Annotated in this window: 18 protein-coding genes and 1 tRNA gene; 9 read left to right on the top strand and 10 right to left on the bottom strand. The window is 73.2% G+C overall.

Features of this window, described 5'->3' with window-relative positions; translation table 11 throughout:
- Positions 1 to 418: 418 nt before the first annotated feature.
- The 3 genes from ACFYT4_RS20885 to ACFYT4_RS20875 form a co-directional block, all read right to left on the bottom strand.
- Positions 419 to 2,026 carry a gamma-glutamyltransferase family protein gene (locus ACFYT4_RS20885; protein ID WP_389270806.1) on the bottom strand — a complete coding sequence of 536 codons (1,608 nt, stop codon included), beginning with the start codon at positions 2,024 to 2,026 and terminating at the stop codon, positions 419 to 421.
- Positions 2,027 to 2,323: 297 nt separating this feature from the next.
- On the bottom strand, positions 2,324 to 3,067 hold the full coding sequence (locus ACFYT4_RS20880; RefSeq protein WP_389270803.1) for a FadR/GntR family transcriptional regulator: 744 nt from the start codon (positions 3,065 to 3,067) through the stop codon (positions 2,324 to 2,326).
- 96 nt (positions 3,068 to 3,163) lie between these two features.
- Entirely contained in the window at positions 3,164 to 3,658 is a 495-nt protein-coding gene (locus ACFYT4_RS20875) for a RidA family protein (protein ID WP_389270801.1), read from the bottom strand.
- Positions 3,659 to 3,819: 161 nt separating this feature from the next.
- On the opposite strand from ACFYT4_RS20875, the gene ACFYT4_RS20870 reads away from it, so the two are divergent.
- The 4 genes from ACFYT4_RS20870 (at position 3,820) to ACFYT4_RS20855 (ending at position 9,649) form a co-directional block, all read left to right on the top strand.
- The gene (locus ACFYT4_RS20870) at positions 3,820 to 4,863 is read left to right on the top strand and encodes a DUF1275 family protein (protein WP_389270798.1); all 1,044 of its coding nucleotides are present in this window, start codon (positions 3,820 to 3,822) and stop codon (positions 4,861 to 4,863) included.
- Between the two features lie 207 nt (positions 4,864 to 5,070).
- Positions 5,071 to 6,753, top strand: a complete 1,683-nt coding sequence (locus ACFYT4_RS20865; RefSeq protein WP_389270795.1) for a purine-cytosine permease family protein — start codon at positions 5,071 to 5,073, stop codon at positions 6,751 to 6,753.
- A 1,458-nt stretch (positions 6,754 to 8,211) separates the two neighbouring features.
- Positions 8,212 to 8,874, top strand: coding sequence for a GntR family transcriptional regulator (locus ACFYT4_RS20860; RefSeq protein ID WP_389270909.1), 663 nt, complete (start codon positions 8,212 to 8,214; stop codon positions 8,872 to 8,874).
- Between the two features lie 10 nt (positions 8,875 to 8,884).
- A complete protein-coding gene (locus ACFYT4_RS20855; RefSeq protein ID WP_389270792.1) occupies positions 8,885 to 9,649 on the top strand; it encodes a cobalt-precorrin-6A reductase in 765 nt (254 codons plus the stop codon).
- On the opposite strand, the gene cobF is transcribed toward ACFYT4_RS20855, so the two are convergent.
- Positions 9,618 to 10,373: a precorrin-6A synthase (deacetylating) gene (gene cobF, locus ACFYT4_RS20850; RefSeq protein ID WP_389270789.1), complete on the bottom strand. Its 756-nt coding sequence runs from the start codon at positions 10,371 to 10,373 to the stop codon at positions 9,618 to 9,620. The two genes, ACFYT4_RS20855 and cobF, sit on opposite strands and share 32 nt — an antisense overlap.
- 71 nt (positions 10,374 to 10,444) lie before the next feature.
- Between cobF and ACFYT4_RS20845 the strand changes: the two genes are divergently transcribed.
- From ACFYT4_RS20845 to ACFYT4_RS20835, 3 genes are read left to right on the top strand one after another with little or no spacing between them, the layout of a single operon-like run.
- Positions 10,445 to 11,179, top strand: coding sequence for a (Fe-S)-binding protein (locus ACFYT4_RS20845; protein WP_389270787.1), 735 nt, complete (start codon positions 10,445 to 10,447; stop codon positions 11,177 to 11,179).
- Entirely contained in the window at positions 11,176 to 12,594 is a 1,419-nt protein-coding gene (locus ACFYT4_RS20840) for a lactate utilization protein B (protein ID WP_389270784.1), read from the top strand. Before ACFYT4_RS20845 ends, ACFYT4_RS20840 begins: the two co-directional genes overlap by 4 nt.
- Positions 12,591 to 13,241, top strand: a complete 651-nt coding sequence (locus ACFYT4_RS20835) for a lactate utilization protein C (RefSeq protein ID WP_389270781.1) — start codon at positions 12,591 to 12,593, stop codon at positions 13,239 to 13,241. The genes ACFYT4_RS20840 and ACFYT4_RS20835 overlap by 4 nt, the downstream gene beginning before the upstream one ends.
- Here the strand turns inward: ACFYT4_RS20835 and ACFYT4_RS20830 are convergent.
- Entirely contained in the window at positions 13,227 to 13,709 is a 483-nt protein-coding gene (locus tag ACFYT4_RS20830; RefSeq protein WP_389270778.1) for a DUF309 domain-containing protein, read from the bottom strand. The two genes, ACFYT4_RS20835 and ACFYT4_RS20830, sit on opposite strands and share 15 nt — an antisense overlap.
- A 113-nt stretch (positions 13,710 to 13,822) precedes the next feature.
- Between ACFYT4_RS20830 and ACFYT4_RS20825 the strand changes: the two genes are divergently transcribed.
- A tRNA-Pro gene (locus ACFYT4_RS20825) sits at positions 13,823 to 13,899 on the top strand.
- 462 nt (positions 13,900 to 14,361) lie between these two features.
- On the opposite strand, the gene ACFYT4_RS20820 is transcribed toward ACFYT4_RS20825, so the two are convergent.
- The gene (locus tag ACFYT4_RS20820) at positions 14,362 to 15,057 is read right to left on the bottom strand and encodes a TetR/AcrR family transcriptional regulator (protein ID WP_389270775.1); all 696 of its coding nucleotides are present in this window, start codon (positions 15,055 to 15,057) and stop codon (positions 14,362 to 14,364) included.
- Between the two features lie 197 nt (positions 15,058 to 15,254).
- Here ACFYT4_RS20820 and ACFYT4_RS20815 point away from each other — a divergent pair, with 197 nt between their 5' ends.
- Complete coding sequence (locus ACFYT4_RS20815; RefSeq protein WP_389270772.1) at positions 15,255 to 16,046, top strand: alpha/beta fold hydrolase; 792 nt, start codon at positions 15,255 to 15,257, stop codon at positions 16,044 to 16,046.
- Between the two features lie 143 nt (positions 16,047 to 16,189).
- Here the strand turns inward: ACFYT4_RS20815 and ACFYT4_RS20810 are convergent, their stop codons facing one another.
- The 4 genes from ACFYT4_RS20810 to ACFYT4_RS20795 all read right to left on the bottom strand — a co-directional run bounded on the left by ACFYT4_RS20810 (position 16,190) and on the right by ACFYT4_RS20795 (position 25,502).
- Positions 16,190 to 16,666, bottom strand: coding sequence for a nuclear transport factor 2 family protein (locus ACFYT4_RS20810; protein ID WP_389270769.1), 477 nt, complete (start codon positions 16,664 to 16,666; stop codon positions 16,190 to 16,192).
- Between the two features lie 427 nt (positions 16,667 to 17,093).
- Positions 17,094 to 18,233 carry a hypothetical protein gene (locus ACFYT4_RS20805; RefSeq protein WP_389270767.1) on the bottom strand — a complete coding sequence of 380 codons (1,140 nt, stop codon included), beginning with the start codon at positions 18,231 to 18,233 and terminating at the stop codon, positions 17,094 to 17,096.
- An 85-nt stretch (positions 18,234 to 18,318) separates the two neighbouring features.
- A complete protein-coding gene (locus ACFYT4_RS20800) occupies positions 18,319 to 22,284 on the bottom strand; it encodes a hypothetical protein (protein WP_389270764.1) in 3,966 nt (1,321 codons plus the stop codon).
- Between the two features lie 146 nt (positions 22,285 to 22,430).
- Positions 22,431 to 25,502: a hypothetical protein gene (locus ACFYT4_RS20795; RefSeq protein ID WP_389270761.1), complete on the bottom strand. Its 3,072-nt coding sequence runs from the start codon at positions 25,500 to 25,502 to the stop codon at positions 22,431 to 22,433.
- Between the last annotated feature and the right edge of the window lie 95 nt (positions 25,503 to 25,597).

The following is a 25,597-nucleotide window of genomic DNA, read 5'->3' as shown; positions in this document are numbered from 1 at the left end:
CGGGACCCGGACGGCCGGGGCGAAGGGGCTCATGGCGGACCGGGCTCCCCGGCTCCACAGGCCGTACCGGGGATTCCGGTACGGCCCGGGGAGCCCTTCCCGAACACCCGGTCGGATAGCGTGGAAGGCCGGCCCCCGCATGAACGCCCGGGGTCGCCGCTGTACAGGGACCCGGAGGGGGAGATCGTGGAAGAACTGGGTGGGCTCGCGTGGCGGGTCCTGCGGGGGATCGGCAGCGGTATCGGCGTGCTCCTGGATCTCGCCGATCTCCGTGACGGAACCCGGAAGGCCCGGCGCGCCGCACGACGTCGGCAGCGAAGGGCCCGCTGACACCTCCGGCCGACGAGCACCCCGGGCCCGGGGGACGCACCGGGCCGGAGGGACGACCGGGAAGGCCGGCGGCTGAGCGCCGTGGCGGTCAGAGGCCGACGGCCGTGGCCGCGCCGTCACTGCGGGGGTCGGTCGCCGCGCTGAAACCCCCTTCCGGGGTACGGCGGACGAGCTGGCCGTGGCCCACCTGTTCGTCCAGGTCGGCGCAGACCCGGGTGCGATAGCCGCCGCCGCGCAGCGCGGCCACCGCGTCACCGGGGACACTGCCCTCCACGGACGCCACTCCCGCGGGCTCGTCGACACCGAGCCCGCCGATCACCCAGCGGGGACGGGCCAGCGCGGTGGCGGGGTCGTCGCCCGCGTGGAGGCGCAGGGCCAGATGGGTGTGGATCTGCGGCTGCGCCTTGCCCCCCATCGTGCCGTGGGCGCCGGTGACGAAGCCGTCCCGGCGGGTGAGGACCGGCATCAGGGTGTGGGCGGGGCGACGGCCGCCGGCGAGCCGGTTGGGGGATCCGGGCGCGAGATCGAAGAACGAGCCGCGGTTGTGCAGGACGATGCCGCTGCCCGGGTCCAGGATGCCGGAGCCGAAGCTGTGGAACAGGCTCTGGATGAGCGAGACCGCGCAGCCGTCGTCGTCCGCGGCGACCACGGCGACGGTGTCCCCGCTGGGCCGGGCCGCACCCGCCCGGGGCGCCGGGCCCGCCTGCGGCGCGGAGCCGCGGCCTTCGAGGACCGTGGCGGCGAGCGCGTCCAGGTGGGAGTCGCCGAGGAGTTCGCCGACCGGGACGGGGACATGGCGGGGGTCCGCGAGATACCGGTCGCGGTCATGGGTGATCGCGTCGAAGATCCGGGCCGTGAGATGCGCGTCGGCGCCGAGCAGATCGGCCTGCTCCGGCATGCGCTCGATCAGCCGGAGCGCCTGGAGCAGATGGATGCCCTGGGAGTTGGGCGGCGCGGTCAGATACTCCTCACCCCGGAAGGAGGCCGACAGCGGTTCCGCGGTCTCCGTGGCGTGGGCCGCGAGGTCGTCCGGGGAGAGCGGCGAGCCGAGTCCGCGCAGCCGCTCGACGAGACCCGCGCCGAGGGACCCCGCGTACAGCGCCTTCGGCCCCTCCTCGGCGATCAGCGCCAGGGAGTCCGCGAGCGCGGGCTGGCGCAGCGGAGCCCCGGCGTCGAGGGGACGTCCCCCGGGGTAGAAGACGGCACGCATCCCCTCGTCGGCCATCAGGGCGCCGGCCTCCTCCCGCAGCGCGGTGGCGACGCCTGGCGCGGTGGGCACCCCGTCCCGGGCGAAGGCGACGGCGTCGGCGAAGAGCCGCCGCCAGGGGAGGCGGCCCGCGAGTTCCGAGAGGGTGGCCCAGCCCGCGACCACACCGGGGACCGTGACCGTGAGCGGGCCCGTCACCGGCATACGGGTGCCGGACAGGGCGCCGGGGTCGGCGGCCCGCGCGGCGGCGCCGCTGCCGTTGACGGCGACGACCCGCCCGTCCGGCAGGGCGACCAGGGCGATGAGGTCGCCGCCGACGGCGCACTGATGCGGGTAGACGACCGTGAGGGCGACGGCCGCCGCCAGGGCCGCGTCGACGGCGTTGCCTCCTTCGCGCCGTACGGCGTCACCCGCGCCGGTGGCCAGGGCGTGCGGGGTGGCCAGGCCGTAGGGCCGGGTGGTGGCGGGCGGCGGGGGTGTTGCGGGCATGGTGATGGGCTTTCCTGGGTGCGGGTGCGGGTGCGGGTGCGGGTGCGGGTGTCGGTTCCGCCGTGGAGGCGGGATGCGGGTACGGGCCGGTCACGGGCCCGTGACCGGCAGGCGGTACGGCGCCGTGGGTACGGAGGTGCGGCGGGTGTCACCGTCCGGCCGGGTGCCGCGGGGGAGCCGCGGTGGTCCGCTGCGGCGGTGTGCGTCCCGGGTTCCGCACCGCCGTCCGGTCCGTACCGGATCCGTACGGAACCCGGGCCGCGCGGGCGCTCGGACCGGGACACCGCCGTGCCCGGATCAGGACGGCTCGGCGGGGTCGTGCACCCCGCGGCCGAGGGTGTCGATGATCATGCCCTGCACCTCGCTGAGGTGGTCGGCCATCGCCTCGGCCGCGGCGTCGCTGTCGTGGCCGATGAGGGCCGCGAGGATACGGCGGTGCCCGCGCAGTGAGGCGACCAGGCGTTCGGTGGTCTGGTACTGGGGGTCCCGTGAGGGGCCGACCCACTCGTTGGTGGCTTCGAGCAGACGGGTGAGCATCGGGTTGTGGGCCGCCCTGGCGACGGCGACGTGGAACGCGCCGTCCAGCTCGATCAGCGCGGCCAGATTCTCCCGGTCCCGCTCCAGTTCGGCCTGCGACAGCAGGTCGGCGAGATGCTGGAGGTCGCTCTCGGTGGCGCGTACGGCCGCGCGGGCGGCGACCGGGGGTTCCACGGCCGAGCGGAGGTCCATCACCTCGTGCACCAGGCGCGCGGCGTCGTTCATGTCGCCGAGCTGACGGGGGTGCAGGTCCGGGCGGGTGGTGCCGGTGACGATGGTGCCCCGGCCGGGCTTGCGGTTCACGAGCCCGCGCAGTTCCAGTTCCCGCAGTGCCTCGCGTACCGAGGCACGGGAGATCCGGAGCCGCTCGGCCAGTTCGCGTTCGGCCGGGATGCGTTCGCCGGGAGCCAGCCGCCCCTCCTCGATCAGCCCTTGGAGACGCCCGGCGAGCCGGTGCGGGCCGAGGGTGGCCTCGGGAGCGAGCAGGGTCCAGTCGACGGGCACCGGATGCCTTTCCTGTCGTTCGGTTGAGCGGTGGTACCGCACCGCACGGCCGCGCGCCCGCCGGTGCGGGACGCGGCGGCCGTGGCCGCGGAGGTGTCAGTCGTCGATCTCGACGGTGAGCCAGTTCTCGAAGCAGCTGCGCCGGGCGAGGCTCATCACGCCGATGGTGGCACGGCCGCCGAGCCCCGCCTCGGGACCGAACACATCCCGGAACAGGTCGGTGGCGCCCGACGACACCTTGTGGACGTCCTCGAACTCCGGGGTGCTGACGACGAAGCACAGTGAGCGTACAAGGGAGCGCACCCGGTTGAGCGAGCCGAGGGCGAGCCGGATGCCGCCGAGGCAGTTGAGGGCGGTCAGCCGCGCGGCCTCGTAGCCCTCCTCGATGGTGACATCCGCCCCCAGCCGGCCCGGGTTGCGGACGTTGCCGTCCGCGTCGTCCGCGGTGTGGCCGCCGAGGAACAGGAGGTTGCCGGTGATGTGGTGCGGCTTCATCGACCCGTACTCGGTGCCGTAGTACGGCCGGGCGGAGAAGTCGGGGATGACGAGGCCGAGTTCACGGACGCGGGTCTCGGGATCAGTGTGAGCCATTGTGCGGTGCCTTCGGTTGATCGCGTGGGCCCTGCCGGTGGGCCAAGATAGTCAGATGGTCCGACCAAGTGGGCTTATTGTTGGTTCGCGATTTCCCCCATGTCAACCCCCGCCCCCGCGGCACCGCCGCGTGTCGGGCCCCAACGCCAAGGATCAGCGCCGTGTCCCTTCAGCCAGGTCACACCCCCGCCGCCTCCGCCGCGCCCGGCGGTACCCGTGACGGCCACGCGGCCGCGTCCCCCGCCGGACCCCGGGCCGATCCGGGTGCCGGGCGCCGATCGGGCCCCGGCTCCGGGGACGGGCCGTGCCCGGACGCCACGGCCGCTCCCGCCCCCGGGCATGCGACGCGCTCCGGCGCCAGGGGTGAACCGCGCCCGGACACCGCGGCCGGCCCCGCCCTCGGTACGGCGGCCGGGCCGGACCCCGCCGCCCCGGCTCCCGTCACCGGTGGTGAGCCGCGGCCGGGCGCCCCGTGTGACGTTCCGCCGGCCGGGCGGGACGGGACGGCGGGGACCGCCCGGCGCCCGGCCGGTGCCTCCGAGCGGCGGCTCGCCGACCTCCTCCCGCTGCTGCTCACCGTGGCCGCGGGCGCCACCGACGCCGTGGCCTACCTCGGCCTCGGGGGCGTGTTCACCGCGAACATGACCGGCAATCTCGTGCTGCTCGGCATCGCCGGGGCGCAGGGCCTCGACCTGCACATAGCCCGTGCGGCGGCGGCGACGCTGGCCTTCACCGCCGGTCTGGTCCTCGCCTTCCGGTTCACCCGCACGCTCGACACGGGCGCGGTCTGGCCCCGCCGTATCACCGGGGTCCTCGCCGTCAGCCTGGGGTGTCAGTTGGTGTTCCTCGCGGGCTGGACCGCCGTCGGCGGGCGGCCGGGCGGGGTGGCGGACGTGGCGCTCGTGTCGGTCTCGGCGCTCGCGATGGGTGTGCAGACCGCCTGCGCGCGACGGGTCGCCCTCGCCGGCATCACCACGACGTTCGTCACCGGAACGCTGACCTCCATGGCGGAGTCGGCCGCCGCCGGGTCCGCCCGCCACCTCATGCGGCGGCTCGGCGTCCTGCTCGCCCTGGTGGCCGGAGCCCTGGGCGGCGCCCTCGCGCTGAGCCGGCACCCGGCCGCCGCGGCGGCCATCGCTCCCGCCCTGGTCGCGGTGACCTTGATGCTGGCGCCCCGCCTCCATGGCGTACAACGAAATTCGTAGCTAAGTGGCCATGTCAATGATGTTTTTCGTCGTTATCAGCCAGATTTTGTGTGAGGCCGTTGACAAGCGGAGCGGTGGCACTTCAACTTGGGCCGCACGAGGCCACCGTGCCGGAAAGCCTCGGGTCGGACCAAGCCGCCCCCGCGCCGCCCTCCGTGCGACGCTCCTTCTCCGCTGTCCCCAGGCGGCCTTCACCAAGGACTCCCCGTGACTTCACCACGCCCGGATGTCTCTGCCCGCGGCCAACTAGCACCTCTGGACGTCTCCTTCTCCGACGACCCGCGCGTCGTCAAGGAGGCCGCGAACGAGGACTACTCGACGCATATCGTCCCGCTGACCTGGCGCAGCGGCCGGCTCTCGCTGACCATGACCTGGTACGCGCTCGTCAGCGGCATGTTCTACCTGGTCACGGCCGCGACCCTGGCCGTGACGGTGGGCACCGTCAACACCCTGGTCGGCATCCTGCTCGCGGTCGTCTGCTTCGGCACGGTCAACTACTTCTTCTCCGCCTACGCGGCCCGCACCGGCCTCACCGTCGCCCTGATCTCCCAGCGGGTCTTCGGCTACGTCGGCTCCGTGCTCGCCCCCCTCGTCCTGGCGGCGACGGCCATCTACTACGCCGTCTTCGAGGGCTCCGTCATCGCGCACGCCCTGCACGCGTACACCGGGGCCCTGAACATCGAGATGTGGTACGCGATCTCGATCCTCAGCAACGTCCCGATGGCGATCGGCGGCGTACGGCGCTGGCTGGACAAGTTCAACGGCGCGCTGCTCCCGCTCTACTGGACCGGCCTGATGATCGTGATCATCCTGGCTGTGCGGGAGTACGAGCCCTCCGGCTGGCTCACCCACACCCCCGATGTCACCCCTGACCTCGGCGCGCCGGGATGGCTGTACGCGTTCTTCGTCTACATGGGTGTGTTCGTGTTCATGATGTACACGATCGACTTCGGGCGCTTCGGTGCCCCGAAGGACGCCCGCTACCACGGTGTCGTCACCTTCGGCCCGGTCTTCTATCTGTTCTGCTACTTCGTCAACGGGCTCATCGGCATCTTCCTGGTCCTGGTCGCCGACACCGTGGGCGCACCGACCGAGACGGCCATCGGTGACACCGTCGTGGCGCTGATGGGGGTCTGGGGACTGGGCGTGGTCTGGCTGACGCAGTCGCGTATCAACACCGCCAACTACTACGTCGCCTCCACCAATCTGGAGGCCACGGTCGCCCGGCTGTTCCACATCCGCGTACCGCGCGTGGCCGCACTCGCGCTGGCCAGCGTCGTCACGTACCTGATCATGCTCACGGACGTGCTGAGCTATGTGCTCACCGCACTGGCGTGGCAGGGCGCGTTCGTCGTCGGCTGGGTCGGCATCATGCTCACGCATCTGATCGTGCACCGGGGCGGCGACCGCGGCGGCCTGCCGGAGTTCAGGCCCGGACGCGTCGCCACGATCGCGCCGGGGGCGGTGGTGTGGCTGATCTCCTCACTCACCGGCATCATGCTCCTCGAATTCACCGGCACCTTCGGCACCACCTGGTCCTCGCCGGTGACCTTCGCCCTCAGCGTCGTGCTCTATCTGGTGGCCCTGCGCGTCGCCGGTTCCCCGCTGCTGCGCCGGGGACACGACCCGAGGGACGAGGTCGACGACATCTGGGAGGCCCGGGTGCGCTGCCACCGCTGCGACCACTCCTACATCGCCGCGGAGATGGACCGCGATCCCTCGGCCGAGGGCAGCCCGGCGATCTGCGCCGACTGCGCGGGCCGCAGCCGTGGCTTCCGCCGCGCGGTCCTCGCCCAGGCCAGGGAGGCCGGCGGTACGCGCCCGGCCGGCGGTCCCGGTGACCCGGGCGCGTCCGGCACCACGGAACCGGCAACCGTCGGGGCGCCGTAACCCCGCGCATCGGGGCGTGTGGCGCGGTGGGGTGTGCCTCCGCCGCGACCTCCCGTGCACGGCCCCGGACGCCCGGCCCGCCCGGGCCCGCCCCCGCCCGGCCGACCGTCGGCTCCGTCTCCCCGGCGCAACGGTCCGCTCCGCCCGGTAGGTGATCCCTCCCGCGGCCCGGCGCAGCTCCCTCAGCCCGTACGCGAATCGCGCGACGGGCCCGCTCTCCGGGTTCAGCGGCCGTTCTCGACGCCCCGTCACCGATCCCCGTCCGGTCCGTCCGCAGGGCGGCCACAACGTATGCCGCTCCGGGGCGCGTCGGCACAGGGTGGTCGCGGTGGGCGTGTCCCCCGTTATCCGGCGGATCGGTGGCGGGGGACGGCCCGGCCCACCACGGGAGTACGGCATTCCGGGCCCGGTGGGGAGCGCGCCGGCCGGGGAGGGGGCCGGGCCGCCTCAACGGGGGCAGGCCCGCCGCCCACCGGCCCGCCACCCACCGGCCCGGCGCCGGTCCCGCCCGGCTTCCCGGCCCGCACCGGCCGGACCCCGCTCACCCGGCGAGCGCGCGGGTCCCGCCCACCGTCCCCACGCCGTTCCACCCTCGGGCGGCCGGTGCCGCGAGCGCGCGGCACCGCTTCACGCGGGCGTCCCGGTCACCCTCCGCGCCCCGGGCCGCGCCGTACCTCCGGCCGCAGAGGAGCCCGGCGTCCGGGGGCGGGTGCCCGCTCCCGAGCCTCTCCGGCGTCCGGGGAGCGGCGCCCCGCGAGGGCCCGCCCGGCAGGCACGGTGAACGGTGGGACTCCTCGGCCGCGCCGCGCCTCTCCGGCCACCGCCCCCTCGAAATCGCCCGCCCCGACGGCCGGTATCCCCCTACCGGCACCCCCTCGCCCTGGTGAACCATGGCCGCACGAACGCCCGGCCGTACTCCGCCCGTACATCCGCCCGTCCACCGGCCCGGTCGCCCGTGGAGACCGTGTGACCCGACCCGACCCGACCCGACCCGACCCGACACCGCACCGCACGGCAGGGCCGACCGCACCCCCCGCACCCACCCGCACACGACCCGGACCCGCCCGGAGGCGCCGCGTGCCGAGCAGAGATCACGCCAGGCTCGACGAGCTGTACCGCGATCCGTATCCGCTCTACGCACGGGCACGCCGCACGAAGGGGCTCTTCGTCCCCGAGTTCGACGCCTGGCTCGTGGCCCGGGACGCCGACGTGCGCGAAGTCCTGTGCCGCTCCGACGACTTCTCTTCCCAACACGCGCTGCTCCCCGACGTCATCCCCTCACCCGAGGCGATGGCCGTGCTGGCGAAGGGCTTCGGCCGACGGCCCACGGTCGTGTCCACCGACGGCGCCGCCCACCGGCGCCACCGCGGACTGTCCGCCCCGCCCGGCCGCGACGAGCGCCCCGCGGCGCACGGTGTCCGCCCGACGTCCCCGAACCGTTCCGGGAGGGTTTCTGCTGTGACCGGTCTGCCTCCGTCACTGACGGCCATCGGCGGCCGTACGAACTTCCGCGAACGGGTCGCCGACGCACTGCGCGCGGCCCTGGTCTCCGGGCTGCTGCTGCCCGGCGAGGTCTACTCCGCCCCCGCGCTCGCCGCCCGCTTCGGCGTCTCCGCGACACCCGTGCGGGAGGCGATGCTGGACCTGGTCAAGGAGGGCCTGGTCGCGGCCGTGCCCAACAAGGGGTTCCGCGTCACCGAGGTCACCGAGCGGCAGCTCGACGAGTATCTGCACCTCCGCGCGCTGATCGAGATCCCCACGGTCACCGCGCTGGCCCGGACCGCGGACCCGGCGGCCGTGGAGGCCCTGCGCCCGGTGGCCGCCGAGACCGTCGCCACGGCGGCCACCGGCGACCTCGCCGCCTATGCGGCGGCCGACCGGCGCTTCCATCTGGACCTGCTCGCCCTCGCCGGAAACGCCCATCTGGTCGAGGTCGCCGGCGATCTCCGCACCCGGTCCCGGCTCCACGGCCTGGCCGCACTGGCCGAGCACGGCCTGCTGGAGGCGTCCGCCGGAGAACACCACGCACTCCTCGACGCCCTGCGCGCCGGGGACGAGAAGGCCGTGCGCAGGCTCATGACCGGGCACCTCGGCCACATGCGCCGCCGACGGGCGAAGTAGCCTCACCCCCATGCGCCCCGGTACGCACATCCTGATCCTCGGCGGCACCGCCGAGGCCAGGCGGCTGGCCACCGCACTGGCGGAGCGCCCCGGACTCAGGGTCACCACCTCCCTCGCCGGCCGGGTCACGAACCCCCGGCTGCCCCCGGGCGAACTGCGCACCGGGGGCTTCGGCGGCCCCGGCGGGCTCGCCGCCTGGCTGCGCGAGCACCGGGTGGCCGCCGTCGTCGACGCCACCCACCCCTTCGCCACCGCCATCAGCGCCAACGCCGCCGAGGCGGCCGGCGCCACGGGCACCCCCCTGTGCCTGCTGCGCCGCCCCGGCTGGACCGCCGGCCCCGGCGACCGCTGGCACGACGCACACTCCCTCGCCGACGCGGCCGGCCGACTGCCCGCACTGGGCCGGCGGGTCTTCCTCACCACCGGACGGCTCGGCCTCGCCGCCTTCGCTCACCTCGACGGGCTCACCTTCCTCATACGGTCCGTCGAGCCGCCGGAACCCCCGTTGCCGCGCCGCACCGTGACCGTCACAGCCCGGGGCCCCTTCACCGTCGAGGGCGAGCGCGAGCTGCTGCGTACGCACCGCGTCGACGTGCTCGTCACCAAGGACAGCGGGGGACCGGCCACCGCCGCGAAGCTCACCGCCGCACGGGAGGCGGGACTGCCCGTCGTGGTGGTCCGGCGGCCCCCCGCGCCCACGGGCGTGCCCACCGCCGGTGACGTCCCCGGGGTCCTCGCCCTGCTCAGCCGCGCCGCAGCAGATAGGTGTCCATGATCCAGCCCTTGCGGGCCCGTGCCTCGGCGCGCAGCTCCTCGATCCGGTCCGACACCTCCGCCAGCCGGCCCGACACCAGGATCTCGTCCTTCGTGCCGACGTAGGCGCCCCAGTAGATGAACAGCTCCCGGTCCAGATGGCGGGTGAACGCCTGGCGCGCGTCCAGCATCACCACCACGTCGTCCACCTCCCCCGGCCAGCCCTCCGCGAGCCGGCGCCCCGTGGTGATCTGCACCGGGCTCGCCACCCGGTTCAGGCCCGTACGGTGCCGGGCCAGCAGCGCCGAGACACTGCTGATCCCCGGGACCACCTCGTGGTCGAAGGCGACCGAACCCCGCTCCAGGACCTCCTCCAGGACGCCGAGCGTCGAGTCGTACAGCGACGGATCGCCCCAGACCAGAAACGCCCCGCACTCGTCCTCGCCCAGCTCCCGCGCGATGAACTCCTCGTACAGATCGGCGCGGCGGCGGCGCCAGTCGTCGACGGCGGGGGAGTACTCCGGTGCCCGGCGGTCCCGCTCGGGGTCGGCGGCCCGGACCAGACGGTAGGGACGGTCCGTCGCGTGCGCGTCGAGAATGTCCTGCCGCAGCCGGGTCAGATCCGCCTTCTCCTCCCCCTTGTCCAGGATGAAGAACGCGTCCGCCTTGTTCAGCGCCTTGACCGCCTGAAGCGTCAGATGGCCGGGGTCGCCCGCCCCGATGCCGATCACATAGATCTTCCTCACCCGGGGAGTCTCCCGCACCCGTGTCCTCGTGGCGGCTACCGGGGTCCCCGGTGGCCGCCTATCCTCCGGTCATGCGGGTCGCCCTCTTCCTCACCTGCGTCAACGACGCGCTGTTCCCGGCCACGGGCATCGCGACCGTACGGCTCCTGGAACGGCTCGGGGTCGAGGTCGACTTCCCCCCGGAGCAGACCTGCTGCGGACAGCCGCAGTTCACCACCGGTTACCGCCGGGAGGCCCGGCCCCTCGTGCGCCGTACGGCACGCGCCTTCGAGGGGTACGAGTACGTCGTCACCCCCTCCGGATCCTGCGCGGCGATGGTGCGCGGGCACTACCCGGGGTTCGGTGAGACATCGCTGCCGCCGAGGACGTACGAACTGACCGAGTTCCTCGTGGACGTCCTCGGCGTCACCGACGTCGGCGCGTACTTCCCGCACACGGTCACCTACCACCCCTCCTGCCACGGGCTGCGCTCGCTCCGCCTCGGCGACCGGCCCCGCAGACTCCTCGAAGCCGTCAGGGGCCTCGAACTGCGCACCCTCCCCGGAGCCGACGAGTGCTGCGGCTTCGGCGGCACCTTCGCCGTCAAGAACCCCGATGTCTCCGCCGCCATGGGCCGCGACAAGGTCCGCAACGCCGTCGCCACCCGGGCGACCGTGCTCTGCGGCGGTGACAACTCCTGTCTGATGCACCTCGGAGGCATCATCCGCCGCCACCACGAACCCCTGCGCCCGCTGCACATCGCGGAGATCCTGGGCTCCACCGGGGAACACCCCTACCGGGACACCGCCCGGGAGCCCCTCGCATGAGCGTCACCCACCTCGGCATGCCCTCCTTCCCCAGGGCCGCGAAAGACGCCGTCCGGGACACGACCCTGCGCGCCAATCTGCGCCACGCCACCCACACCATCCGCGACAAACGCGCCGGGGCGGTCCGGGAACTGGCGGACTGGGACGAGCTGCGCGAGGCCGGGAAACGCATCAAGGACCAGACCCTCCGCCATCTCGACCGCCACCTCGAACAGCTGGAGCGCTCCGTCACCGCCGCCGGGGGCACCGTGCACTGGGCTGCCGACGCCGACGAGGCCAACCGGATCGTCACCGGCCTGGTCCGGGCCACCGGCGAGCGGGAGGCCGTCAAGGTCAAGTCCATGGCCACCCAGGAGACCGGCCTCAACGAGGCACTGGAGGCCGAGGGGATCGCCGTGTACGAGACCGACCTCGCCGAACTCATCGTGCAGCTCGGCCACGACCGCCCCTCGCACATCCTGGTCCCCGCCATCCACCGCAACCGCGGCGAGATCCGTGACATCTTCGCCCGCGAGATGGGCCGCTGGGGACGCGCGGCCCCGGACGGACTCGGCGACAGCCCCGCCGAACTCGCCGAAGCGGCCCGCCTCCACCTCCGGGAGAAGTTCCTGCGCGCGACGGTCGGCATCTCGGGCGCCAACTTCATGGTCGCCGAGACCGGCACCCTCGTCGTCGTCGAGTCCGAGGGCAACGGCCGGATGTGCCTCACGCTCCCCGAGACCCTGATCTCCGTCGTCGGCATCGAGAAGGTGGTCCCGGCCTGGCGGGACCTGGAGGTCTTCCTCCAGACCCTGCCCCGCTCCTCGACCGCCGAGCGCATGAACCCCTACACCTCGATGTGGACCGGCACCACCGACGCCGACGGCCCCCGCGTCTTCCACCTCGTCCTGCTCGACAACGGCCGCACGGCCGCCCTCGCCGACGACACCGGCCGCCAGGCGCTGCGGTGCATCCGCTGCTCCGCGTGCCTCAACGTGTGCCCGGTGTACGAACGGGCCGGAGGCCATGCGTACGGCTCGGTCTACCCGGGTCCGATCGGCGCGATCCTCACCCCCCAACTGCGCGGCATCGCGAGCGGGATCGACGCGTCCCTGCCGTACGCCTCCACCCTCTGCGGCGCCTGCTACGAGGTGTGCCCGGTCGCCATCGACATCCCCGAGGTCCTCGTCCATCTGCGCGAGCGGGTGGCCGCGCGCGGCGGCCGGGGCCACCGCGCCGAGAAGGCGGCGATCAAGACGGCGGGCCGGCTCCTCCGCCATCCGGCGGTGCTGGCCGCCGGTGAGCGGCTCCTCTCGCGGACCCGCCGGTTCCATCCCGGCCGGCCGCCGGGGACGGGCGCCTGGACCGACAGCCGTGAGCTGCCCGAACCACCCGCCGGGCCCTTCCGCGACTGGTGGAAGAAGAACCGCCCGTGACCGGGCCGGGGGCGGGCACCTCCCGCGACCGCATCCTCGCCCGGATCAGGGCCGCCGTCGACGGCGCGCCCGAGCCGCCGCCCGTGGCACGCGACTACCTCACCGCGCACACACCCGCAGACGACCCCGCCGCCCTCACCGACCTGCTGGAGCACCACCTCACCGACTACCGGGCGAACGTCCACCGGACGACCCCCTCCCAGCTGCCCGCCCTCGTCCGTGACATCCTCGCCCGCCACCGGGCCCGGTCGGTGGCCGTCCCGGGCGGCCTGCCCGCCGCCTGGCTCGGAGCCACCGACGCCGGACAGCGCCGCGACGATCCGCCCCTGACCCCGTACGAACTGGACTCCACCGACGCCGTCGTCACCGGCTGCGCCCTCGCGATCGCCGAGACCGGCACGATCGTCCTGGACGCGGGACCCGGCCAGGGCCGCCGGGCGCTCACCCTCGTCCCCGATCTGCATCTGTGCGTGGTACGGGCACCCGGGCAGATCGTCGCCTCCGTCCCCCGGGCGCTGCCGCTGCTGGACCCCACCCGCCCGCTGACCTGGATCTCGGGCCCGTCGGCGACCAGCGACATCGAACTGAACCGCGTCGAGGGCGTCCACGGCCCGCGCACCCTGGAGGTCGTCCTACTTCAGGGTTAGCCGCGGCGCCTCGGCCCGGGCGTCCACCGCGGAGCCACTCCCGCCTTCGAGCCGCTCCGCGAGATCGCGCGCCCACGCGGTCAGGCCGGACACATCGACGTCGTACGGATCCCCGAACCCGGCTATCCGGTCCGCGCCCCGCACCAGCAGCCGCGCCCCGCCCGCCGCGTTGCCGCGCGCGGCATGGGTGAGACCCACGGCCAGCTGGGCGAGCCCCCGCCACAGATCCCGCTCCGGCTCCGGCCGTGACTTCCAGGCGTCCTCGAACACCTCGTGGGCGTGGAACGGCTTCCCCGTGTCCAGGAGCCGCTGGGCCTCCACCAGCGTCCGCCGCGGGGTCCGCACCACCCCCTCGGGCTGCCGCTCCACCCCCGCCACCCCGTACGGAAGCGGTCTGCCGAGTCCGTCCCGGGGCCGCGCGCTGCGGGCGCGTCCTTCGTCGTCCCGGTCTCTCGATAGCTGTCCCACGCTCCGATTCTCCCCGACGGCCCCCCGCCGCCGCAGCCGGGCTGACCGAGAAGGGCCCCGAGTGCGGTAATGTTTCCCCTGCGCGCCAGGCCCTCACCGGCACAGGCGCGCACCGGGACGTGGCGCAGCTTGGTAGCGCACTTGACTGGGGGTCAAGGGGTCGCAGGTTCAAATCCTGTCGTCCCGACCAGCGTTTTCGCAGGTCGGAGGCGGTATCGGAGAAATCCGGTACCGCCTTTCCGTCGTTCTTGGGGACCAGTTGGGGACCGCGCGGTCCAGCGGCGCCTTCCGGGGACAGTCTGGACGGCGAGGCCGAGGGGCGCGCGGGCGGGGGTGAGGTCGTGGCGGAGCCGAACACGCCAAGCGCTCAAGAAGCCTCTGTGGACGAGATGCGGGCTCGGGCCTGGTCGGCGGTGAGGGTGGTCTGGAGGTTGGATTCGTGGAGGTCGCCGAAGACCTCCCCCGGTCGTCGATGGCGATCGGGTCGGAAGGGTCGACGACGATCTTCCCTGCCAGGCGTTCGTCCCACTGGGCGAGCAACTGCGTGATGACGTCGAACCAAGCGTCGGTGCGTGCCGGCAGTGGTCGAACGTCCAGCCGTCGCGGTCCGACCGAGACGGAAGCACGGGGCACCTCGCGTCCCGGCCGGCGTTCAGGGGCGTTCGGCGGCGGGCCACGCCAGCATGGCGGACCTCGCCACCGCCTCCAGCGTCGCCCGGGAGGCTCCGTCACACGCCTGCTGGTTCATGCCCTGCACGACCGCCGCGTAGAAGGTCGCGAGGGCTTCTGGGTCCGTGTCGGGGGGCAGGCGCCCCCCGTCGACGTCTTCGCGGACGCGGGCCGCCAAGGACGCCTTCGTGGCCTCCCGCAGCTCGCGCAGCCGCGCCTTCACCTCTTGGGAACCGGGGCCGCAGTTGGTCGCCGCCGTGATGATCAGGCAGCCCGGCGGATGGCGCGGGTCCGTGTAGTCCGCCGCCAGATGCTCCAGCAGCGCCGCGATCGCGGTGCGGGCGTCCGGCCCTTCCAGGGGCGCCACGCGGGTGCTCCGATACAGCTCGACCGCCTCGTGGAACAGCCGCTGCTTGTCGCCGAAGGCCGCGTACAGACTGGGCGGGTTTATTCCCATGGCCTTGGTGAGCGAGGCGATGGACGTCGTCTCGTACCCGTACGTCCAGAACTCCTCCAGCGCGATGGCCAGGGCCTTGTCCCGGTCGAAGCCGCGGCGGGTCCGCGGCCCGGCGGCACGCTCGCCGCCCCGCCGGGCCGGGGCGGCGCCCTGTCCGGCGGCGGGGCTCGCATCGCTCCGGCCGCGGTTCCCGGGCCGCTTCTCACTGCTGCTCAGGGTCACCCCGGCAGTCTACTTCCTGCCATAGCGATCGCTACAGACGGTTGATAGGGTCGAGGGCAGATCAAGTTTAGCGATCGCTACAGAAGTGGGGTCGCCGGTCGCACCCGCGGCTCGCGTCAGTCACCGCGCGTCCGCGCCCGCGGGCGTATCGCCCCAGCGCAGAGATCATTGCCACACCCAGTTGAGGAGCCCTCGTCATGACAGATGCAGCGCCCATCACCTACGCCCGCACCGTCAAAGGTTCCGGGCCCGGCCTGGTCGTCGCCCATGGGGCCGGTGGCGGCGTCGAAGCCAACTACGGGCCGATCATGGAAGGACTCGCCGCCCGGCACACCGTCGTCGGCGTCGACTATCCGGGCTCCGGCGACACCCCGGCCGCCGGGACCCCGCTGGACCTCGACGAACTGGGGGATCAGCTCGTCGCGGCGGCGGACGCGGAAGGGCTCGACACATTCGCCCTCTCCGGATACTCCCTCGGCGGGCCGGTGGCGATCCGGCTGGCCGCCAGGCATCCCGAGCGGGTCACCTCCCTCATGCTGAGCGCCACCTTCGCGCACCTGGACACCCGCACCGACCTGGCCATCGCCCTGTGGCGGCGGCTCCTCCTGGCGGGAGATCCCACCCTGGCCGCCCAGTACACGACACTGATGGCCACCGGCGCCCCCGCGCTGAACTCCCTCACACCCGCCCAGGTCGATGCCGCGGTCGCGGAGACGGCGTCCACCATCACCCCCGCCGTCGCACCGCAGGTCGTCCTGGCCCGGAGCATCGACGTGCGCGAGGACCTCGCCGCCCTCACCCTTCCGACCCTCGTCGTCGTCACCACCGCCGATGCGATGGTCCCCCCTGCCCTCCAGCGGCAGCTGGCCGCCGCGATCCCCGGCGCGACGACCGCCGAAATCGCCACCGGCCACATGCCGTTCATGGAGCAGCCCGCGCAGTGGCTGGAGCTGATCACCGACTTCCTCGGGCGTCACTCACGCACCTGACAGCACTGTGTCGGGGGTCCCGGGACTCTCGTGACGCCGGGCATGATCGTGTGCCGAGGCGGGACGGAGGGGCGCGCAGTGAGCTGTGCTGCCTGCGTCGAACCCAGCGCGAGGCCGCTGCCGGCATCCTTCTGCGAGGTCCTTCAGACCTCGATGCGTTCATCGGTGCCGGGATCGGCCTCGATCGTCCAGGTGCCGCCGCTGCGGAAGGTGAGTGCGGTGGCGAAAGTGTCCTCCATGTACTGCATGTAGGTGATCCGGCCGTCGTGGACTCGGGAGACGACTGCGAAGGGGGAGGTGGCGGCCTTCCCCAGTCTCACCGATCGAAGGGTGAACGTGCCGAACACGGCTGCTCCCCTGTCGTCACCGAACTTATCGGTGTACTCGAAGTCCTCAAGGTTCCAGCGACTCATGACGTTGGTGAAGGTGTACACGAAGGCTTGCCGACCCTTGCTGGCGCCGGCCCAGGGCATGATGCGGCGGAGTGGAGGGTTGTCGGAGTTCAGCGATACGTACTCGGCGTCCTCCGCTACGAGCCGATCGGCCGCGTCCGCTACCAGGTCAGGATCGAAGGCCTTGCTCAGGAAGTCCTCTGTGATCTCCAGTGGGCTACGAGGCATCGCGCTGTACCCTTCCGTACGAGCTGCGGCGCATGGTCGTCCAAGCCGCTGTTTCCTCTGGCCAACAACTATTGCCCCGTTCTCAAATAGCGGCAATTCGGGTGGAATCATTGGGCTCGGGTCCGCCTTGGGTGGATTACCGTTCACACATTTCCGCCTCGCTCAGCGCCCTGCCGGGGCGGAGATCCGAGAGGGGCTGCCCCCGCGCCCCGGTGGTCCCGGAACGCGTCGAGCAGGGCCGCGGACTCTTCAGCTCTCGCGATCTGGGGCATGTGACCGGTGCGGGGGAACGGGTGCGGGTCCGGGAGAGGGCCTTGCCGCGTCGGCGAGACGGGCGGGGCGCCGCCCCCTCACATCAGTCGCCCAGGTCACGTGTGTCGCTCACGTCGTGTGATCGGGGGCTCGGCCGGGGGCGGGGGCCGGTCGGTCACAACAGGCCCCCGTGGGCGTGCGAGGCCGCCCAGATCGCGTCGCCCGCGAAGTCCACGTCGTAGCCCAGCAGACCGGTCAGGAGCCGGTCGCAGGTCGCGCGGCCCGCGGTGTCCGTGACCAGGGTGCACCTGACGCGTCCGCCCGCGCTGAAGACGAGCGTGCGCCCCGGGACCGGACGGCCGCTGCCGGTGTCGGTCAAGGTGGCGGTCGCCGAGCCGAGGGAGAGCGGGCCGGCCTTCAGCGTGGTCGGATGCGGGCTCGCCGGGCTCATCCGTACGCTGGCGGCGACCGTGGCGTCGTCCTGCGCGGCGTCCCTGGACCACAGCAGCAGCAGACCGGAGTCGGTCCGGCCCGCCGTATTGCGGCAGTCCGACGCGGGACCGCTGATGTCGCGCGCCGGGTCGGTGACGTACTGGCCCAGCGGAGCGAAGACCGCGTCGGACAGACAGACGTACTGCACGCTGTCGGGGACGGCCCGCGGATCGCCGGCCGCCGCGACCGCGACCGCGAAGGTGGGAGCGCCGGGGTTCGCGTACCTGTCGGCGACGGCCAGGTCGCCCGTACTCCGGAGGAAGGTCTGCTCCGTCGGGCTGACGGGATCGAAGGGGCGGAAAGAGGCCCCCGCGGCGCCGAGTTGGACCACGGGGCCGTCGTCGCCCGCGACGGAGGTGTCCCAGACGTACTCGATCCGGAAGCGCTGTCGCTCCGTGCGGACGTCCGTGACCTTCGTGGTGACGGCGACCCGGGAGTCCGCCGCGGTCGTGCCGCTGATCGCGACCCGCTGCTCCAGGTCGAACGCGCCCGGCACCGACCACCGCGTGACGGACTCTGTGCCGGTCACCCGCACCGAACGCACCAACGGGTCGAGCGACACCTCCTCGGCGTGGGTGATCAGCTGGCCCTGGACGTAGACGGTCCCGGTGCCCACGTCCAGGACCCGCAGATAGCTGGTGCCCGGTGTGCCCTGGCCGTAGAGGACGTCCCGGCCCGCGCCCGCCGGGTTCAGTTCACCGGTCAGCACGGTGAACTCACCGGCGCCCGGGCGCTCCTCTCCGTTGACGTACGCCTGGAAGATGCCGTTGCCGAAGCCGCCGGGCGGCAGTGCGGCGGCGGATGTCCCGCTGATGGTGGTCATGTCTGTCCCTCGGATGGTACGGCGGTGGGGTTTCGGAACTCGGGTCGGTCGCGGTCCGCGCCCGGTCCCGGTGCGGTCGCGGATCTCAGACTTCGACGGCGTCGGCGTACACCAGGCGCGTCCCGGCGGTCGTCAGGACCTCCCGCTCCTCGACCACCAGCCGCATCGGCCGGCTGCCGGGCGCTGCGGGCAGGGTCACGGCCGCACTCCACTGCCCGCCCCCGCCCGGCACCGGTGGCAGCGACGCCCCGGACACGGTCTGCCAGTCCAGCGGGCCCGCCGGCCGCGCCCCGGCGGTCTGCACCAGAACGGTCAGTCTGGCGCCGCGCTCCGGGTCGCCGGAGTACGTCGGGCCGGACACGGTCACCGTCGCCCGCGTCCGCTCCTGTCCACCCAGCACCACCGACAGCGTGCGGTCCGGGTTCAGCTGGGCGAACTGGGCGAGCACGACCGGGGAGATCTCCAGCCCGGACAGCGAGTGCCGCTGGTAGCGGGCGAGGGCGAACCGCAGGAAGGGGCGGTAGGCGCGCTCCGGCGGCATGGTGAGGTCGCAGAACCACAGCCGCCGGTGCTCGTCGTACCCGACCCGGTGCGCCGCCACGGCGACTCTTGGCAGCTCCGGCGCCGCCTCGGACTCGGCGAGCACCAGGCCGCTCGCGGTGCGTACGGCGAGCGGGAACTCGGCGGTGCCGGGCGCAGCCGTGGTCGGCGCGGAGGCGAAGACGGGGTCCTGGCCGCGGAGCGTGACCAAGGGGCGCAGGGCGGGCGGCGGCACCCCGTCCTGCGCGAGGACGACACCGAGGAGTTCGTCCTCGCCGGAGGAGTACCAGGGGCGCCGCAGATAGACCCTGATGCCGTTGCCGTGCCGGGTGCTGGTGAGCTCGGTTCCGGAGCGGGCCCGCTCCCAGCCGAAGGTGGGGACGAGGTACGCCACGTCGGGCGCGGCCGGGCGGGCGGAGGAGCGTACGTTCACCACGATCGGCTGCTGTGCCTCGGAGTTCACCCGGGTCACCGGCCCGTCGACGAAGCCGGCCTCGACGGTGGCGCCGTCGGGGATCGCCGAGCCGGGGCCGGAGCGGCGGACCGTACCGGCGGCGAGGTCCGCGACGTAGTCCGCCTCGCCGAAGACCCGTCCGTCGGCGGGGTCGACCACGGTCAGCGTGCCGGACGCGATGCCGCGGGGCGCGACCGGCACGGGCTCGGTCCCGGTCAGGACGATCCGCTCGGTACGGGTGAAGAACTCGCTGAAGCGGGTGGACGCCACCGCCGTGTAGGTGACCGTGCGGTGCCGGGTGTCGTGGAACTCCTGCCGGGCGTCGAGGCGCAGCCGGTCGCCGTCGGTGTCGTCCGGCGCGGTGGCCAGGGTCGTGACGTGGGCCTGGCCCGCACGCTCGACGGGTGCGGGATCGGCGGGCGCGTCGACCGGCTCCGTCCACGCGGCCCGCAGGTCGACCTTGGCCGTGCTCGCCCGGTCGAGCGAGAGGACGTCCACGATCCGGGCGGAGGTCTCGCCCGGAGTCCGTACGGCGACCGGCTTGCGGAACACCGCCGGGGCCAGAGGCTGTTGAACGGCGTGGGTGAGCCGCAGCGGGCGGGTGGGCGTGAGCTGCCACAGCCGCCCCTGCGCGGCGAGCCGGCGCAGGTCCTCCACCGTGGTGCCCGGCGGCGGTGTCAGCCCGCTGTCGAGGAACCACTGCCAGATGCCCAGCACGTCCAGGTCGTCCTCGTCGATCCGTGACGAACACGCCACGTCGGCGCTGCGGCCGGGCGGCAGCCGCACCGTGAGCACCCGCAGCACCTCGTCGTACTCCGGAGCCCCCGTTCCGTTCTCCAGGCGCAGCCGGAACGGGGAGCGCCGGGGCCAGGAGAGCCGGTCGTCGAAGGCGACCGTGAAGACCTCGCCCGGCGGCAGTCCGGGCAGGCCCTGGAAAGCGGCGCCCCGGGCGAGTACGTCCGGCAGGTAGGGCACCTCCAGCAGATGTCGTTCGAAGTACGGCGTCTCCTCCCAGCCCCCGGGGTCCTCGGTGCCACCGGTGAAGTCGGCCTGCTCGCGCCGGACGATCCCGGAGTACGCGAACCGGTCCATGCCCCCTGGGTTCACCGGGCTGGGCGGCACGTCGTACAGGCCGTGCCGCTCCGCGGTGTGCGGACTGGTCCGCCGCGGCACCACATGGCGTTCGCACGTCCCGGTGGCGGGCGCGTCGCCATGGCCCCGGATCACCAGCAGCGCGATGGACTCGGCCTGGGTACGGGGCGCCGTGGGCAGCAGGACGGGTGATCCGACCGGCTCGAAGCGCAGATGGCGGACGAGGGCGGTGGCGGCGCTGAAGTCGTCCGGGGCGGGGTCGTCCGGGCCCAGGCTGTTGCCCGCGATGTCGACGACGCGGGCGCGGAAGCGGTAGCCGCGCCCGTAGCGCAGCTTGGGCAGGTCCCGGGCGTGGAAGGAGGTGCGCAACCGCACCGGCCCCGTGGGGTCGCTGTCCGGCCCGGTGGTCACCTGTTGCCCGTTCACGGTGCGGGTGATCGTGCCGGGGCGGCTCGCGGTGAGGCTGTAGCCGTCCCAGGCGAAGACCGACTCGTGGAGGTAGACCGTCGGGTCCCCCTCCGCGGCGCTGCTGTGGGCGAGGTGCACGGTCCCCTCGTCCCGGGCGTCGAACCGCAGTTCGCCGCAGTCGTACCTGCCGGAGCGGCTGCACACCGAGTGCCACCGCCGGGACACGTCGTCCCAGACGTCGACGCGGACGCCGTACTCCAACTCCTCGGCGCTGAGAGGCTCCTCGGCGAGCAGGGCCGCCGGCGCCGCGGTCCGTGCGGTCGCCCGGGTCAGCTTGGCGTGCAGGTCTTTGGCGCGTCCGTGGTGGACCACGCCGAGGCTGTCGCCGCGGTGACTGGGCAGCGGGGCCGGTTCCGCTCCGGGCTCGACGGCGATCGGGAGGGCGGCGTCGGACGGTACCGCGGGGGCGCCGGAGAATCCGTCGCTGCGGTCGAGCAGCTTCTGTCCGAAGCCGGAGAGGGCGTCCGCCGTCGCGTCCGCGTCGACCTCCAGGACCTCGTACCGGTCGGAGTCGAGCCGCAGCAGCCCGTCCCGGACCAGGGGCCCGGCGGGCCTGGCCGCGAAGGCGGTCGCGGTCAGGGTGGCGCTGACGGTCGGCAGTACGGCCTCGTACGGCCCCGTGGGGGCGAGCGGCCCCCACTCGACCAGCAGCGAGACGCCCACCGGGTCACCCGCGGTGGGCACCCCGGGGGCGTCGGCGTCCACCGTGAGGTCCACGACCAGTCCGAGCGCCCGCTGCAACGCCGGGTACTGGGCGAGGGCACCGAGCGCGGCGTGGAAGTCGACGCTGTCGGCGTCGGTGAGGGTGGTGACGTGCGCGGCCAGGGAGGCGCCGCCCGGGGCGGGGTTGTCCCCGGGCTTGCGGTCGTGGAACTGCTGGGAGAGAAGGAAGTCCACCTGGGTGGCGCTGAACGGTTCGAACGGGGACTCGGGGTCCTCCAGGAAGCCGCCCAGGAAGTAACCGTCCCTGGCCAGAGCGTCGGCGATCAGGGTGCGCGCCCGGGCCAGGCGCCGGGGCGGGATGGGGATGTCCGTGACGAGGTCCTGCTCCGGCTGCCGTGCCCTCGGTGCCAGGCCCGGCCCCCGGGATGTCATCGCGTTGACGCTCAGGGGGGCGGTGGCGTGGAACGCGGTGGCTGCGGCGTGCTCGGTACGCGCCAGGTTCCGGGCGGTGGTCGGCGGCCAGGAGCGGATGGGCGGCACCGTGGCCGCCGTCAGGGCGGCCGGTTTGGGGACGACGGGAGTGGTGCCGGGAAAGAGCTGCTGCCACAGGTCGAGCCGAGGGGCGGGGCCGAAGGGCTCGGCCGCCACGGCAGGCCCGGACCCGAAGACCAGTCGGTACCGCGGCTGTTGGGAGGGCCACGCGAGCCACTCGGGGTAGCCGGCGAGCGTCGGCGAGGTCCCCGCGAGCCGCGGCGAGACGAGGACGGACAGCTTGAGCCGGCCGTCGTCGCGCCCGGCCGGGACCGGGGTCCAGACGATACGTGAGGCTGCCATGGGGGTCGTCTCCTCGGGCGGAAGGGGCGGGACGCGGAGAGGGGAGCCGGGGCGCCGCCGGGCGCGCCCGACGGCTTCAGCGACAGGAACGGAGCGGGGCGGTCCCTGGGCGGCGCGGGTGACGTCGCGCGGGCGGGCGCGCCGCGTCAGGGCGCGAACGAGGCGCAGTACTGCTCCCAGTCCGTACGGGACATCAGGTCGGCGAACGCCGTGGGCTGCTCGTCGGCGGCGGCGAGGGCCCGTCCGGGGCCCGCGCCACTCAGCCCGCGCACCGACTCGTCGGAGATGCTGCCGTCGAGGTTGTAGAAGAACTCCAGGGCGACGGACTCGTGGAAGAAGAGGATGTCGATGGAGACGGTGAGCCGGGCGTGCGCGGTCACCGCCGACTGGTCGCCCAGCTGCCGGTACTGGAGGTCCGCGTAGAACTCGGCCGTGACGCTGATCAGCCCGAGCACGCTCACCCGCCCGGTCGCCCTGACGTAGCCCCGCAGCACGACCTCGTCCTTGGCGTCCTCGTCGTCCTGATCGGCCCGCTCCAGCTTGAAGTAGATCCCGATCGCGATCCTCGCCAGGCCCGAGGCGATCTCCGCGAAGTCGAAGGCCAGGGTGTACGTGGCCTCGATCGCGCCCTCGATCTTCTCGACGCGGCGCTCGCTCACCTCGACGGTGAGGAAGCCGCCGCCGCCGAAGCCGTAGACCGTGACGTTGAACTTCTCGTCCTCCCGCGCGAACCCGAAGGCGGCACGCACCGGCTTGCGCTGGAAGGGAACGATGACCCCGGCGGTCAGGAAGCAGTTCGTGACCCGGAGCACGGGCCCCATCTTGATGTCGGGCAGCCCGAAGGTGACGCCGACGCGGACCTCCTGGTAGGTGATCTCCTGGTACGTCTTCAGCTTGAGGCCGAGGATGCTGACGCCGTTGAAGGCGTTGGAGATGTACCCCTCCAGGACGCCGACGAAGGAGAGCGGGCCGTAGAACCTGACCGCGCTGACACCCGGTTTGAAGGAGGGGCCGCCGTCGTGGTCGAAGCTGAACTCGAAGTCCTTGAAGACCACGCCGACGAACGGGAACGCGGGGTCCACCAGCTTGAGCTCGAAGAGCGAGATCTTGCCGGTGACCTTGTTGGTGTTGGTGCCCTCGACGTAGCTGACCTCGTTGAGGACTTTCAGGGTCAGCCGGGCCCGGTTGTTGCCGACCACCGCGCGGAACGGCCCGAAGTCGACCAGCGGCGTCGTGAAGTCGATCGTCATCCTGTGGCCGTTCGGCGGCCTGCGCGTGTCCGGGATCCCCGTCTCGGGGTTCTCCGGATAGGTGGTCTCCTTCTTGATCCTCAGCGACTCCTCGGAACCCGCTTCGTTGTCCGGCAGAACGTCGGCCAGGAACGTGGCGCCGAACAACACCGCCCGGTTCAGCTGGTTCTTGAGGTCGAAGTACTCCTTGGGGACGATCTTCCCCTCGTCCTGCAGCCTGTCGACCGACTGCTTGTTGCCGCCCGCGGCGCCGAGGACGCGGGACAGGCCGCCGACCTCGATGTTGGGCATCGCGATGCCGCCGACCGTGGTGCTGTTCAGGACGACCCGTTCCACCGGCTTGTCCTCGCCCGAGGCCAGCGCCTCCAGTGAGTCGCGGACCCGTACGTAGACCTCGCCGGGGTTGCCGGTGAACTCGCTCCGGAGGTACCGCTCGTCATAGCCGAGGAGGACCGGACCGCCGGGCCCGTAGAAGGTGTCCATGGCGGCCAGCCGCGCCTCGGCGGCCAGCATCCGGGGGAAGAACAGCGGACTTCGGGTGTTCGGATCGAGCGGCTCCAGCGGCCCCTGGAGCCCCCAGAACAGCCGCTGGGTGGGGTGGGAAGCGGTGCCCGGCACGGCCTCGGCGCTGTAGGGGAGCTCCTGACCGCCCAGGTCCAGCGCCCGCCTGGGGTCCGGCGCGATGCCGGCGAGCCGGTCGAACCCGCCGTACGCGTCGATCAGCTCGCGCAGCACGGTCCCCGGCTCGGGCGACTGGATCGCCACGTCGAGCGGGACGAAGCCGAGGGAGGCCCTGAAACAGACCTCGCGGCCCGTCGCGGCGGTGGCCCGCATCGCGAACACCACGTCGGTGCCGGTCGCGATGGACTGGATCCAGATGCCCGTGTCCGGCCGGCCGGGGAGCAGCGGCTCCGGGTGCTGCGGCAGGTCGGGCGGGACGGGGTTCTCGACGGCGATCCGGGAGAAGGGGAACGAACGCCCCCCGTACGGCAGCCCGTACGCCCCGGAGTACTCCTTGACCGGTTCGGTGATCCTGACGAACCGCCGCTGTTCGAGGTGGGCGACCCCGGTCGTCTCGTCGAACGTCCGCCTGGTCTCGGTGAACAGCAGCGCCCGGTGACCGTAGGGCACGAGGAATCCGTACTGTTCCAGCACGACCTTGTTGTCCCGGCCCAGCCAGGCGTGGTGCTCCCAGTGCTTGAGGTTGAGCCCGGACGTCTCGCTCGGCTCCCAGCGCCCGTCCAGGTCGAGGGTGGCCCCCGCGGCGCTCAGCGCGAGCAGACCGACGTCCACCGGCGCCGCCTCCTGCTCCGGCGGATTGGTGAGGGTGATCAACTGGCGGTGGTCGAAGCCCTCCGGGTTCAGCGCACCGAAGAGTCTCGCCTCCTGCTCGTCGGCGGGCGCGTCGGAGGCGACCACGCGGACCGTGGGCCGCGACTGCGGGACCGGGCGGCCCGTGGGGCCGCGCAGGGCGAGACGGGTGTGCCACAGCTCGGTACGGCCGTCGTGTTCGACCGGCGTCTCGGCGTGGTCCCACGTCGCGAACCGCTCCGGCGTCAGATGCAGCCAGTCCACCACCAGCAGGTCCGTCTCCAGACCGCCCGGCCGTCCGGCCGCCGGGACTACCCGCATCACCCACTGCCACCACCTCAGCAGCCCGGCCTCGCTGTACGGGATGGTCTTCACCGTCTCCGGCACGACGAAGGCGATCCGGCTCGGCCCCACCGCCCGGGCCGCCGCGGCTCCCGGAACGGGCCTGTTCGGCTCGCCCTCGTAGACCGTCTGCTCGGTCACGTGCTGCGACTCGAAACGGGCTACCACGAAGCACCGCTGCGCGGGGTCGACGCGATGTAACCGCGGGGGGTCCGCAGCGGGATCGGGCCGCAGGTTGTAGAAGTCGAAGTCGATGACCAACATGTCCTGGGGCCGTACGAGCCGTACGCTCGCCGCCGGAGCCGGAGTACTCATGCCGGGACCCTCCGAACTGTCGAGAGGGTCTACATATAGTGGGGCGGGAGCTGCCCGGAGAATCCCCCGAACGGGTTACCGCGGATCGTGTCACC

This window comes from Streptomyces sp. NPDC004609, assembly GCF_042873655.1.
Lineage (GTDB): Bacteria > Actinomycetota > Actinomycetes > Streptomycetales > Streptomycetaceae > Streptomyces.
Note: the sequence above shows the minus strand (reverse complement) of the source record. Positions and strands in the feature narration are given on the sequence as shown.